Origin of the sequence: Streptomyces swartbergensis (genome assembly GCF_002148965.1) — a bacterium.
In the GTDB taxonomy this organism is placed as follows: domain Bacteria; phylum Actinomycetota; class Actinomycetes; order Streptomycetales; family Streptomycetaceae; genus Streptomyces; species Streptomyces swartbergensis.
Genome location: NZ_NGFN01000261.1, coordinates 1 through 12,388, shown reverse-complemented (window position 1 = coordinate 12,388; position 12,388 = coordinate 1). Strand labels below are relative to the sequence as shown.

General features: G+C 73.4%; 10 protein-coding genes and 3 pseudogenes. 6 read left to right on the top strand and 7 right to left on the bottom strand.

Annotation, left to right across the window (positions count from 1 at the left end; genetic code table 11):
- The 3 genes from CA983_RS31470 to CA983_RS31460 all read right to left on the bottom strand — a co-directional run.
- The coding region (locus CA983_RS31470; protein ID WP_143645598.1) for a type I polyketide synthase at nt 1-2,374 on the bottom strand (2,374 nt) is incomplete at its 3' end.
- A complete protein-coding gene (locus CA983_RS31465) occupies nt 2,371-4,134 on the bottom strand; it encodes a fatty acyl-AMP ligase (protein ID WP_086604206.1) in 1,764 nt (587 codons plus the stop codon). The genes CA983_RS31470 and CA983_RS31465, both read right to left, overlap by 4 nt.
- Before the next feature lie 145 nt (nt 4,135-4,279).
- Nucleotides 4,280-5,842 carry an acyl-CoA carboxylase subunit beta gene (locus tag CA983_RS31460; RefSeq protein ID WP_244207179.1) on the bottom strand — a complete coding sequence of 521 codons (1,563 nt, stop codon included), beginning with the start codon at nt 5,840-5,842 and terminating at the stop codon, nt 4,280-4,282.
- Between the two features lie 300 nt (nt 5,843-6,142).
- Here CA983_RS31460 and CA983_RS31455 point away from each other — a divergent pair, with 300 nt between their 5' ends.
- The 3 genes and pseudogenes from CA983_RS31455 to CA983_RS31445 all read left to right on the top strand — a co-directional run bounded on the left by CA983_RS31455 (nt 6,143) and on the right by CA983_RS31445 (nt 7,858).
- Complete coding sequence (locus CA983_RS31455) at nt 6,143-7,000, top strand: aldo/keto reductase (RefSeq protein WP_086604205.1); 858 nt, start codon at nt 6,143-6,145, stop codon at nt 6,998-7,000.
- Nucleotides 7,001-7,099: 99 nt separating this feature from the next.
- A pseudogene (locus tag CA983_RS31450) lies at nt 7,100-7,303 on the top strand (ABC transporter ATP-binding protein); the annotation flags it as partial.
- 303 nt (nt 7,304-7,606) lie between these two features.
- Nucleotides 7,607-7,858, top strand: a complete 252-nt coding sequence (locus CA983_RS31445) for a DUF5133 domain-containing protein (protein WP_086604204.1) — start codon at nt 7,607-7,609, stop codon at nt 7,856-7,858.
- A gap of 17 nt (nt 7,859-7,875) precedes the next feature.
- On the opposite strand, the pseudogene CA983_RS31440 reads toward CA983_RS31445, so the two are convergent.
- A pseudogene (locus CA983_RS31440) lies at nt 7,876-8,873 on the bottom strand (GlxA family transcriptional regulator).
- 189 nt (nt 8,874-9,062) lie between these two features.
- On the opposite strand from CA983_RS31440, the gene CA983_RS31435 reads away from it, so the two are divergent.
- Together CA983_RS31435 and CA983_RS31430 are read left to right on the top strand one after the other, a co-directional pair.
- Nucleotides 9,063-9,536 carry a hypothetical protein gene (locus tag CA983_RS31435; protein WP_086604203.1) on the top strand — a complete coding sequence of 158 codons (474 nt, stop codon included), beginning with the start codon at nt 9,063-9,065 and terminating at the stop codon, nt 9,534-9,536.
- A 139-nt stretch (nt 9,537-9,675) separates the two neighbouring features.
- Entirely contained in the window at nt 9,676-9,879 is a 204-nt protein-coding gene (locus CA983_RS31430) for a hypothetical protein (RefSeq protein ID WP_086604202.1), read from the top strand.
- Between the two features lie 31 nt (nt 9,880-9,910).
- On the opposite strand, the gene tgmB is transcribed toward CA983_RS31430, so the two are convergent.
- From tgmB to CA983_RS31415, 3 genes are all read right to left on the bottom strand, one after another.
- Nucleotides 9,911-10,894: an ATP-grasp ribosomal peptide maturase gene (gene tgmB, locus CA983_RS31425; RefSeq protein WP_086604201.1), complete on the bottom strand. Its 984-nt coding sequence runs from the start codon at nt 10,892-10,894 to the stop codon at nt 9,911-9,913.
- Between the two features lie 16 nt (nt 10,895-10,910).
- Nucleotides 10,911-11,102 carry a putative ATP-grasp-modified RiPP gene (gene tgmA / locus CA983_RS31420; RefSeq protein ID WP_037669517.1) on the bottom strand — a complete coding sequence of 64 codons (192 nt, stop codon included), beginning with the start codon at nt 11,100-11,102 and terminating at the stop codon, nt 10,911-10,913.
- A 131-nt stretch (nt 11,103-11,233) separates the two neighbouring features.
- Nucleotides 11,234-11,560: a YkvA family protein gene (locus CA983_RS31415; RefSeq protein WP_086604200.1), complete on the bottom strand. Its 327-nt coding sequence runs from the start codon at nt 11,558-11,560 to the stop codon at nt 11,234-11,236.
- 248 nt (nt 11,561-11,808) lie between these two features.
- Here CA983_RS31415 and CA983_RS31410 point away from each other — a divergent pair.
- A pseudogene (locus CA983_RS31410) lies at nt 11,809-12,388 on the top strand (hypothetical protein); the annotation flags it as partial.

Genomic DNA, 12,388 nt, shown 5'->3' with positions numbered 1-12,388 from the left:
CGAGCCCGGCCACCGCGGCCTCCTCGCCCGTGACGACCTTCTGCCGGGGAGAGGAGTGCACGGCGACGTGCACACCAGGGAAGTCCCGCTCCAGGGACTCAAGTTCGGCGTCGTCCAGGTCCACCACGGCCATCGCGCCGCCGCTCAGCCCGCTCAGCAGCCGGGCCCGTACGGCGATGACACGCGCCCCGTCCGCCACGTCCAGCGCGCCCGCGCACACCGCAGCCGCCACCTCGCCCATGGAGTGGCCGATCACGGCGGCGGGCTCGACCCCGTACGAACGCCACAGCTCGGCGAGTGCCAGCTGAAGGCCGAACAGCACGGGCTGGGCGACGTCCAGACGGTCGAGACCGGCCCCGGAGGACAGGTGGTCGTACAGGGACAGGCCGCACTCCGGGGCAAGGTGCGGGTCGAGTTTCTGCACGGCGGCGGCGAACGCGGGTTCCTCCGCCAGCAGCCTGCGCCCCATGCCCGGCCACTGGCTGCCGTAGCCGGAGAACACCCACACCGGGCCCCGCCCCACCCGGTCGCGGTCACCGCTCACCACCCGCGCGTCCGGGCGCCCCGCCGCCAACGCGCCGAGTGCGTCGGAGAGTTCGGCGCGGTCCCGGGCGACCACGGCGGCGCGTACGGGACCGCGGCCGGTGCGCCCGGCCAGGGTCCGGGCCACGTCGGCGGGGTGCGCGGTGCTCTCGCGCAGCCAGTCGGCGAGCCTGCCCGCCGTGTCGCGGACGCGCCCGGAGTCGAGGTCGGACAGCACGTACAGGCGGGCGGCGGGCTCCTCGGCCGGCCGTACGGGGACCAGGCCGGGCGGTGCCTCCTCCAGCACCACATGCGCGTTGGTGCCGCCGAAGCCGAACCCGGAGACGCCCGCGAGGGCGGTGCCGCCGTAGCGGGGCCAGGGCTCCGGCTCGGTCACCACCCTCAGCCGCTCGTCGGCGAGGGACGTGCCGTCCGCGCAGTGCAGGGACGGCGGAATGCTGTCGTGGTGCAGGGCCAGCACGGTCTTCACCAGGCCCGCGATGCCCGCGGCGGACTCCAGATGTCCCAGGTTGCCCTTGACGGAACCCAGCAGCAGCGGCTGGTCCGGGTCCCGGCCCGCGCCGAGCACCGCGCCCAGCGCGCCCGCCTCGATCGGGTCGCCCAGCGGGGTGCCGGTGCCGTGCGCCTCCACGTAGTCGACCTGCGCCACGGCGAGCCCCGCCCGCGCGTAGGCGCTCTCCAACAGCGCCTGCTGAGCGGCCGGGTTGGGCGCCATCAGGCCGTTGGAGCGGCCGTCGGAGTTGACGGCGGTGGCCCGGATGACGGCCAGCACGCGATCGCCGTCCCGTTCGGCGTCGGAGAGCCGCTTCAGGATCACGGCCGCGCAGCCCTCGCCGCGCCCGATGCCGTCGGCCGCCGCCGAGAACGGCTTGCACCGCCCGTCCGGTGCGAGCGCGCCCGCTCTGCGGAAGGCGACGGTGACGGCCGGCGACAGCAGCAGGTTGACGCCGGCGGCGATCGCCGTATCGCTCTCGCCCGTGCGCAGGCTGACGCAGGCGTGGTGCACGGCGACCAGCGAGGACGAGCAGGCCGTGTCGACGGCCAGGCTCGGCCCCCGGGTGTCGAGGACGTAGGCGAGCCGTCCGGCGGTCACGCTCAGGGCGCCCCCGGCCGGTGCCCAGGGATCCACGGCGGTCGGATCGGCGCCGGTGAGCTGCCCGTACTCGGGGGCGGAGACACCGACGAACACCCCGGTGGCGGTGCCCGCCAGGGACCCGGCCGGGACGGCGGCGTGGTCGAGCGCCTCGTGGACGACCTCCAGCAGGATCCGCTGCTGGGGGTCCATCACCGCCGCCTCGCGCGGGGTGATGCGGAAGAAGTCCGCGTCGAACCCGGCGATGTCGTCGAGATAGCCGCCGTACGGATGCGCGTCGGCGGGCGGGAAGGCGGTGAAGTCGCGCCAGCGGTCCTCCGGGACGCGCCGGATCGCGTCGACACCCTCGCTCAGCAGCCGCCAGTAGCCGTCCGGGCCGTGCACCCCGCCGGGCAGCCGGCAGCCGACCCCGACGACCGCGACCGGCTCGGCCGTCCCGCCCGGCAGTCCGGCCCGCGGCACCGGCGCCGCCTCGGCTCCGGAGGCGACCGGGGCCTCCGTGCCGCACAGCCGCGCCACCAGCGCCTGACCGGTGGGCGTCTCCCACAGCAGCGTCGTCGGCAGCTCGCGGCCCGTGGCCCGGGACAGTTCACCGGCCAGGGCGACCGCGTCCCGCGAGGACATGCCGAGGTCGGCGAGGGGCCGGTCCATCGGGACGGCCTCGGGAGGGGTGCCGTACCAGACGGCCACCCGTTCGGCGATCAGCCGGCGCAGTGCGCCCTCGTCGACGGGGCTCATCCCGCGGCACCCGCCGTCGCCGTACCGGCCTGCCCGCCGTACGCGCCCTCCAGATACCGGGCCCGGGTCAGGGCCCGCGACACCTTCCCGCTGGAGGTACGCGGCACCGTGCCCGGCGGCACCAGGACGACGTCGGCGAGCCGCAGCCCGTGCCGGGCGGAGACGGCACCGCGCACGGCCCGCACCACGGCCGGCACGTCGAGCCCGTCGAGGCGCGCGGTCCGCGCGTGCTCCGCCACGATCACCACCCGCTCACCCCCGCCGCCCGGCACGGCGAACGCCGCGAGCCGGTCCCGGCGCACCACCGGGTCCGCGTCCTGGGCCGTCGCCTCGACGTCCTGCGGATAGTGGTTGCGGCCGTCGACGATGATCAGGTCCTTCAACCGCCCCGTGACGACGAGCTGCCCCTCCAGCACCGTCCCCAGATCGCCCGTCCGCAGCCAGCCGCCCGGACCGGCCGCGGGGTCCGCGAACTCGGCGCCGAAGACGTCCTGCGCTCCCCGGTTCCAGTAGCCCCGGCCGACATTGGGCCCCTGCACCCAGATCTCGCCGACCTCGCCCTCCGACAGCGTGGCCCGCGTCACCGGGTCGGCGATACGGACCCGCTGGCCCGCCGGGGTGCCACAGCCCGCCAGCAGCACCGCCCGGGGATCGTCCGGCCGCGCCGGCAGGGCCTTCCCGGCGGCCAGGGCGTCACGGTCGAGCGCGAACCGGCTGAGCGGCTCACCCGGCCGGGCCGCGCAGACGAACACGGTGGCCTCGGCCAGCCCGTACGACGGGCAGTGCGTCCGCGGTGCCAGGCCCTGCCCGGCGAACGCGGCGTGGAAACGGTCCGCCGTGCCCGGGCGGACCGGCTCACTGCCGTTGATCAGCGCGGTCACCCGGTCCAGCCGCAGGCCCGCCTTCTGGTCTTCGGAGACGCTCGCGGCGCAGTAGTCGTAGGCGAAGTTGGGCGCGGCGCTCACGGCGTTCGGATGCGCGGCGAGCAGCCGCAGCCAGCGCACCGGCTCGTGCAGGAACGCGGCCGGGTCCATCAGCACCGACAGCGCCCCTCGCGCCACCGGGGCGGCGACGCTGAGCACCAGACCCATGTCGTGGTAGAGCGGGAGCCAGCCCACGCACGTCACCTGGCGGGTGTCGGCACCGTAGGCGGTGAGCGCCTGGCGGGCGTTCGCGACGACGTTGCCGTGGCTGATCTCCACACCCGCCGGGGCACGGGTCGAACCGGAGGTGTACTGGAGATAGGCGGTCGCCTCGGCGTCCGGCGGGACGGGCCGCCAGTCGCGGGCGGCGTCGTCGGGCACCTGGTCCGCCACCACGATCCGCGGTCCCTCGGGGCCGAGGAAGTCACGCACCTCGTCCCGGCAGCGGCTCGTGGTCACGACGACCGAGGGCCGCGCGTCGGCCAGGACACCCGCGAGCCGGTCCGCGTGCCCGGGCAGGCCCGGCGGATACAGCGGCACGGCGACCAGCCCGGCGGCCAGGGCAGCGAGGAACGCGGTCACGTACTCCGTGCCCTGCGGACACAGCAGTGCGACCCGGTCCCCCGGGCCGGCCTGGTCGGTGAGGCGCGCGGCCAGTGCCCGCACCCGTACGTCCAGGCGGCGCCAGGTCAGGGTGCGGTGGACGCCGCGTGAGTGCGGTGCCGGGTGCTCGACGAAGGTGAACGCCCTGCGGTCCGGGGTGCTTTCGGCCCAGTGCCGGACGTACTCCGGCAGCGTGGGGCACACGGGCGCGAGCGGGGGGCGGCGGCTGTCCATCAGGCGGGGCTCCTCACGGCGCGGGATCGGCGTACGGCGGGGATCGCGTACGGCGCGCATCGGCTTGCGGTGCGGATCTGCTTGCGGTGCGGATCTGCGGATCGGCTTATGGCGCGGATCGGCTTACGGGTCGCGGACGGGGAGATCAGAGCGGGATGTTGCCGTGCCGGCGTTCCGGCATCGGCGCGCGTTTGCCGCGCAGGGCGCGCAGCGCGCGGCAGACCTGTTCCCGGGTCTCGCGCGGCGCGATGACGGCGTCGACATAGCCGCGCTCGGCGGCGAGGTAGGGCGTGCCGTGGGTGCGCTCGTAGGCGCTGAGCAGGCGGGCGCGCAGCGCCTCGGGGTCGTCGGCCGCGGCGAGTTCGCGCCGGTGCAGGACGCCCACCGCCCCCTCGGCGCCCATGACGGCGATCCGGGCCGTGGGCCACGCGAGGTTCACGTCGGCGCCCAGATGCTTGGAGCCCATCACCGCGTATCCGCCGCCGTACGCCTTGCGCACCACCACCGTGACCTTGGGGACGGTCGCCTCGGCGTAGGCGTACAGCAGTTTCGCTCCGCGCCGGATGATGCCGGCCTGCTCCTGCCGCACCCCGGACAGATATCCGGGCACGTCGGCGAAGGTCAGCAGCGGGATGCCGAACGCGTCGCAGAACCGCACGAACCGCGCCGCCTTCTCCGAGGCGTCGATGTCGAGGACCCCGGCGGCGTGCAGCGGCTGGTTGGCGACGACTCCCACCGAGCGGCCCTCGATCCGGGCCAGGGCGCAGATGATGTTCGGCGCGAACAGCTCCTGCACCTGGAGCAGTTCACCGTCGTCGACGACCGCGTGCAGGATCGCCCGCATGTCGTACGCCTCGCCCAGCCGGTCCGGGACGACCTCGTCGAGGTCGGCGCCGGGCGGCGGATGCCCGGGGGCGTACTCCGGGGGCCGTTCCAGGTTGTTGGCCGGGAGGTACGACAGCAGGTCGCGCACGGTGTCGAGGGCGTCCTCCTCGTCGGCGGCCAGGAAGTGGGCGTTGCCGTTGACGGTGTTGCTGGTGCGGGCGCCGCCCAGCTCCTCGGCGGTGGTGCGTTCGCCGGTGACCGTCTCGATGACGTCGGGGCCGGTGACGAACATGTGCGAGGCGCCGTCCACCATCACCGTGAAGTCGGTGATCGCCGGCGAGTACGCGGCGCCGCCCGCGCAGGGCCCGAGGACCACCGAGATCTGGGGGATCACTCCGGACGCCTTGACGTTGCGGCGCACCAGCTCGGCGTAGAGGGCGAGGGAGGCGACACCCTCCTGGATGCGGGCTCCGCCGGAGTCGTTGAGGCCGATGACCGGGCAGCCCGTCTTCAGAGCGAGCTCCATCAGGGCGACGGTCTTCTCCCCGAAGGCCTCGCCCATGCTGCCGCCGAACACCGTGGAGTCCTGGGCGAACACGCACACCGGGCGGCCGTCGACCGTGCCGTACCCGGTGATCACCCCGTCGCCGTAGGGGCGGCGGGCGTCCTCCCCGGTGGGCCGGGCCCGGACGAACAGGCCGGTCTCCGTGAAGGAGTCCTTGTCCACGAGCCGTTCGATCCGCTCCCGGGCCGAGAACTCCCCGCGTCTGCGCGGTCCGCCCGGGGCCACCGCCTGGTCCCGGCGGCGCTCCAGGCCGGCGACGCGCTCCGCTGTGCTCCCGGGCAGGTGCGCCGTCGTTTCCCCCGGACCGGATGCTGTCACCTCTGTGCTCACAACCACCTCCGAAGTGGTTTTCGAATATGGCAGCGAGGCGGGGGAGCGCCGTGCTGATCGCCGTTCTGTGTGGGGGAATTGAGTCCTCCGGTGCGGGGTTTCATCCCCGTGTGACAAGGGACCGCCAACCCGGCCGGCGAGGGGCGGGCGCGATTCAGCTGCCCGAGTGCTGAATGCGTTCTCCTTCTTCTATTGGACCCCGGGCCGTCCGGCGTCCAGGCTGGAATGCACCATCGCCCGACAGCCGGAACGACAACCGGAACGACAGCCGGAAGAGGTCACGAGCACATGCACACCCGCCGCATCGGTGATGTCGACGTCAGCGCGATCGGCCTGGGCGCGATGCCCATGTCCATCGAGGGACGACCCGACGAGGAACGCTCCCTCGCCACCATCCACGCCGCGCTCGACGCCGGGGTGACCCTGATCGACACCGCGGACGCCTACCACCGGGACGCCGACGAGGTCGGTCACAACGAGACCCTCATAGCCAAGGCCCTCGCCTCCCACGACCGCGGCGGCGACGTCCTGGTCGCCACCAAGGGCGGCCATCTGCGCCCCGGCGACGGCAGCTGGACGCTGGACGGCAGCCCCCGCCACCTCAAGGAGGCCTGCGAGGCGTCCCTGCGCCGGCTCGGCGTCGAGGCCATCGGGCTCTACCAGTTCCACCGCCCCGACCCGCGCGTCCCTTACGCCGAGTCCGTCGGCGCGATCCGGGACCTGCTGGACGAGGGCAAGATCCGCATGGCCGGCATCTCGAACGCGAACCCCGAGCAGATCCAGCTGGCCGGCGAGATCCTCGGCGGCCGCCTGGTCTCCGTGCAGAACCAGTTCTCCCCGGCCTTCCGCTCCAGCGAGCCGGAGCTGGACCTGTGCGACGAACTCGGCATCGCGTTCCTGCCCTGGAGCCCCCTCGGCGGCATCTCGAAGGCCGGCGAACTCGGTTCGGGCCACGCCCCCTTCGCCCGCATCGCCGAGGCACACGGCGTGAGCCCGCAGCGCGTGTGCCTGGCGTGGATGCTCGCCAAGTCGCCCGTGGTCGTCCCGATCCCGGGCGCCAGCCGCCCCGAGACCATCCGCGACTCGCTCGCCGCCACCGACCTCACCCTGACGCCGGAGGAACTGGCGGAGCTGGACGCCGCCTGAGCAGACCCACGAGACCCGGGGGCGGCCACGCGCCGCCCCCGGGTCTCGTGCTGCCAAGAGCCCGCCCTACGCACCGGCAACCGGGGAGGACCACCGCCGATGGCATCGTCGTGGGAAAGACCGCTCGACCACCGCTACCGGGGCGAGCACCCGATCCGCACACGCGCCTACCTGTTCCGCGCCGACCGCCGGCGACTCCTCGCGGCCGTCGTCGTCTTCACCGTCAAGCACAGCCCCGTCCGGCTGCTGCCGCTGATCACCGCGTCCATCGTCGACACGGTCGTCCAGCACCAGCCCCTCACCTCGACGGCACCGACATGAACACCCTCGACCCGCTCCCCAGGGGCCTGGACACGCTGGTCGGTGAGCACGGCGCGCGGCTGTCCGGCGGGCAGCGGCAGCGGCTCGCCATCGCCCGGGCCCTCATCCGTGACCAGGACCTCCTGCGCCGGAATGGGGCTTACACGGCCCTGCACACCGGCCAGCTCACCTGGCGGCTAGTCAGAGACGATCATTTTTCGTCAGATCCGCCCCCTGTGAGAAAAACGTGTGAATGTTTCCGCGTGGTTCGGGCAGACGCAGCGAAAACAGAGAGAGGGGCGCTACGTGCTCGTACCGGACCGGAAGGTCGTCAGGGAGTTGCTGACGCGGTATGCGTCGCTGAGGATCGCTCAGGCGGAGAGGCACGTGCCGACGGCGGCACGCCGGCTTGAGGACGTCAGCTACACGCTGTGCGTGATGATGGGAACGTCCGACATCACCGACGCCATCGCCAAGGCCGACGCCCTGCTGCTCACCAAGGAGCGGTCCGAGGAAGCGGACGCGGACGGGGAGAACGGTCTGACGCTGGTCGGCTGACATCTCGTAGGGCCCGGTCACGAACCGGGTGTCGCCCCGGCGGCCTGTGAACGGGCCGCCGGGGCGTTCGCCTTCCCGTGGAACGCCGTGCGATACGCGTACGGCGTCGTGCCCACCACCTTGCGGAACCGCTCCCGGAACGCCGTCGGCGAGCCGAACCCCGCCTGCCGCGCGATCCGTTCCACGGGGTGGTCGGTGTTCTCCAGCAGGTACTGGGCGCGTCGCACCCGCGCCCGCAGCAGCCACTGCAACGGCGTGGTGCCGGTCTGCTCGCGGAAGCGGCGGCCGAAGGTCCGCTCGCTCATCCCCGCACGCTCCGCCAGCGCGCCCAGCGTCACCTCGTGCGCGAGGTTGTCCTCGATCCACTCCAGCACCGGCTCCAGCGCCGACCCCCGGGCACCGGCGGGTGCTCGTGCACGATGAACTGGGCCTGTCCGCCCTCCCGTTCCAGCGGCATGACCGACATCCGCGCGATGTTCGCCGCGACCGCCGACCCCAGATCCCGCCGGATCATGTGCAGGCACAGGTCCAGCGCGGCGGCCGCTCCGGCCGAGGTGAGGATCTGCCCGTTGTCGACGTACAGCACGTCCGGCTCCACCTCGACCTGCGGGAAACGGCGGGCCAGGTCACCCGCGGCCACCCAGTGCGTGGTGGCGCGCAACCCGTCCAGCAGCCCCGCCTGCGCCAGCACGAAGGCGCCCACGCACACGGACGCGATCCGCGTACCGGCCGCGGCCGCCTGCCGCAGCGCCGCCAGCACCGGCTCGGACGGCGGCGCGGCCTCCGGGGAGCAGCCCGGCACGATGATCGTGTCGGCCTCCGCCAGCGCCTCCAGCCCCCGGTCGACGCGCAGGGTGAAACCGCCGTCCGCGCGCACCTCCGGCGTCTCGGCACACAACCGGACCCGGTAGGCCGGGCGCCCGTCCGGCATCTGGGTCCAGGCGAACGTCTGCTGGGGCGCCGCCATGTCGAACGGCACCACTCGATCGAGAACCAGGATCGCCACGGAGTGCATGACCGCCACCCTAGGCGCATTCCCGCCACGCGCACGAACCGTCGATACGCCGGCCCGCGGCGCAAGAGGGCAGGTCACAGGAGTTGGCGGGAATCCGTTGGAAACTGTCGTTCCAGCCCATCGGTGATCGCCCCCCGGGCTCCCTAACGTGGGCCCCGCACCGTCCACCGCGTCATGGAAAGAGCCCCGGTGACCAAGATCCTGCTGTCCCTGCACGTGCTGGCCGCCATCGTCGCCATCGGTCCCGTGACCGTCGCGGCCAGCATGTTCCCGCCCGCGGCGCGCCGCGCCGTCCCCGCGGGCGGCGACGCCGCCGACCCGTCGGCGGTGAGCACGGTCGCGCTGCTGCACCGCATCTGCCGCGTCTATGCCGGTATCGGCCTGACCGTCCCGCTCTTCGGGTTCGCCACCGGCGCCGCGATGGGCGTCCTGGGCAGCGGATGGCTCGTCACGTCCATCGCACTGACCGCCGCTGCCGCCGGCATCCTGGTCGCCTTCGTCCTGCCCCGCCAGGAGGAACTCCTCGGCCGACTGAGGGGCGAACAGGCCGTCGAACACCGCAACACCGTTCAACTCGCCATGTTCACCGGCATCTTCAACCTCCTGTGGGCCACGGTCACCGTCCTGATGATCGTCCGGCCGGGCTCCACGACAGGAGCCTGAGCCAGGCTGCCCGCATGTCACGGATGTCCGGTCTGCGTCAAGTCCTCCCGGGGAATTCACACTCCAGGACACCGGTCCGCCTACACTCGGCTCTCTCGCCCCCGCTATGGGGCCGACGAGCAGAAAGGCGCGTTGACGGGTGTTCCAGGATTCCCCCATCTACGACCGACTCATCGCGGAGTGCGGCGATGTGCCCACCCAGGTTCGCCGCGAGGCCGAACGCGTGAGCAGGGAACTGGAGCTGGTCATGCGGCCCGCGCAGTCCCCCGGCTACGACCGCCCGCACTCCCCGGGCACGGGGTGGCAGCGTACGGCCATGCTGCCCGGGCCGCGACCGCAGTGAGCCAGGACCGGTGGACGGCCGGTCCCGGTACTCAACAGGCCGTCCTCTTCGCGCCGTTGACGTGCGACGGCGCCTCGGGAACGGGGCGCGCCAGCCACTCGGCGATGGTGCGGGCGATCGGCTGCCCCGTCTCCACCTCGACGAACCCGAACTGCCCCGACTGATTGCACTCCAGGAACCACCAGGTCCCGTCGGCGTCCTCGACGAAGTCGAAGGCCCCGTACGCAAGTTCGGCCTCCCGGAGATAGGCCCGGACGCCCGGCGCGATGCACGACGGCACGTCGGTGGGGCGCCACGGCGCGCCGGGCGCCGCGAACCGCACGTCGACCTCGTCGGGATCCGCGTCCGCGGCGGTCGCCTTGCGGGCCGCCAGCATCCGGTCGCCCACCACGGTGAGACGGATGTCGGCCCGCTTGGAGATCCGACGCTGAAGCAACGTCGGCCCGAACGCGACCGCGGAGAAGTCCGTGTCCGGTGGAACCCGGCTGGTCGGCACGGCCCGGGGCGGGTCCTGCGGATGCGCGCCCGACACCGGCTTGACCACCAGGTCCGGGTAGCGCTCCGAGAACTCGCGGGCGGCGAGCGGGAAGGTCGTGATCAGCGTCGCCGGCACGGGCAGGCCGCACCGCTGGGCGAGCCGCAGCTGCCAGGGCTTGTGCCGGGCCCGGCGGGCCGCGTCGGGGTGGTTCATCCAGCGCGCGTCCGAGCCCCGCAGCATGCCGTAGAGCGCCTGGGCGGCCTCCTCGGTCAGCCACGCGGACGGCTGGGCCGCCCGCCCGGCCGGGATGCCCGGCCTGCGTACCCACACCGACCGCAGCCCCCCGATGCTCACCAGCCGCCCCCCGGCGGACAGATGGCCGCGGAAACGGCCGTGGACGTACTCCCCGGACAGCGCGACACCACCGGTCAGATCGGCGGGGTCGACGCGGACCACCGGAGCCCCCGTCGCGTTCAGGTGCACGACCACCATGTCCGCGGTCACGTCCTCCTCGCAGGTGAGGATCAGTACCGTCATCTTCGGCGGCCCGCGGTCAGTCGTCGAAGTGGGTCTTGGAGCCGGCGGTGGACGTCGTGGTGCCGACCTCTCTCAGCAGGGCGAAGTCGGAGGCGGCCACCCGGCCGTCGTGGAGCACGTTCAGCTGCTGTCCGGCGTCGTACACGTACGGAATGGCAGCTTCCAACTCCACTGCCGGGCGCGCGTAGTTGAGCGCGAACGGTTGCATCGTCTCTCCCTCGTCGGTGCTGCGCCGACCAAGCCGGATCCAGGGGCACGGCCACCCGGTCCGCCGACTCGTTTCGGCTCCCAGAGACTTATACGAATCGAACGGGTGGTTGGTTTCCTTACTTTCCGTAGTCATCGCGCCGGTTGGCGGTCCGGCCGGTGGTCCGTTCGGCGTGTGGTCGTACTGCGTTCCCGCTCGCCGAGGGAGCCGCGGACGGTGCGCAGAGCGAGCAGCAGGACGCCGATGTCGTCCAGGTACACCGGATCGGGCAGCACGTCGGCGGGCAGCACGAAATAGAGGACCGCGCCCCAGAAGACCCAGCGCGGGCCCGTGGGCAGTCCCGCGCGCCGCAGTTCGCGCCGGGTTCTGACCAACCGCACGAGGACGCCGACGGCGAAGGCGAGGACGATGGCCGCGAGAACCGCGGCCAGGGTGATCACCGTTGTGGTCGTATCCACGGGCTGCCCTCCTCCTGGCGTGCCGCGACACGGGGTGTCCCTTCCTGGATTCCCGTTTCCGGCGGCTGTATTGCGGCCGGGGCCCGACATGTCGCCGCGTCGGCGGATTTTCGTGTGCGGGCGGTCATCCCGGTGGCTCACCCGAGTGGCACGGCGTGACGGGGGCGCCTAGTAATGGTCAGCGTAACGTCGCTCGTCACACGACGGGGGGCGCAGGAGCGGCCGCACTCTTCCCCATGGAGGCGAGTATGACCACCTGCTCTTCATCACCCCGCTCGAACGAACCTGCCATACCCGACGAGCCGAACGGGTCCGCCCAGCCGTCCGCCGAGACAACCGTTGCCACCGGCACGTACCAGGTGGAGCAGACGAACACGCAGCCCGCCGCCGGTTCGCACGAGACGTACGGTTCTTCCGACCGGCCGGGCATCGAGCCCGGCGCCCTCGCTTCTCACCCGGTGGCCGGTGCGGGCGCCCAGCCCGCCGCCCCGGGCCCGGACCGGACGGGCCAGGCCGCCGCGCGGCCCGCGGCCCCGGCCCCGGACGAGGCGGGCATGAGCTTCGCCCGGTCCGCCGCGACCGGCTCGGACCACTCTGATCAGGCGGATGCGCGGGCCGCCACTCCTGGCCCGGGCCAGTCGGACCAGGCGTCCGCACAGCCCGCCGCTCCTGGCCTCGGCCGGTCGGACGRGGAGCGCGCGCGGGCCGCCGCCCCTGGCTTTGGCCGGTCGGACGAGGCGCCTGCGCGGGGGGACGCCCCCGGCTGGGACCAGTCGAACCAGGCGTCCGCACAGCCCGCCGCCCCCGGCTCGCGCGAGCGGGTTGCCA